Source organism: Loigolactobacillus bifermentans DSM 20003 (assembly GCF_001434575.1).
Taxonomy (GTDB): Bacteria; Bacillota; Bacilli; order Lactobacillales; family Lactobacillaceae; genus Loigolactobacillus; species Loigolactobacillus bifermentans.
This window is the reverse complement of the sequence record NZ_AZDA01000113.1, coordinates 1-274: the sequence shown is the minus strand read 5'-3', so window position 1 is coordinate 274 and position 274 is coordinate 1. Positions and strand designations below refer to the sequence as shown.

1 pseudogene is annotated in these 274 nt (G+C 38.7%); it reads right to left on the bottom strand.

Going from position 1 to position 274, the window contains the following annotated elements:
- Window positions 1-56: 56 nt before the first annotated feature.
- Window positions 57-244 (bottom strand): annotated as a pseudogene (locus FC07_RS15690) (replication initiator protein A); the annotation flags it as partial.
- Window positions 245-274: the final 30 nt, after the last annotated feature.

Genomic DNA, 274 nt, shown 5'->3' with positions numbered 1-274 from the left:
GGCATAGGACAAAAAAGTCTCTATTTAAATTGTCTATTTTATTGACAGGGGACCATCTCATTACTTCTTAGGACGTTAAAGTAGCGTCTCAAGGCTTTAGTCATTAGCGGTTTAAGTTCTTCATCATCAAGTGGGATTATGACGCCAATATCTTTGTGATATTTCTCAACTCGGTACTTAGCATTTAAGATATGCCAATGAAGCGCCGCATTTGTTGTGGGGTACGGCACCAAAAACTAAGCAGTATTCATCATGTTACAGCACCCAAGTAAAA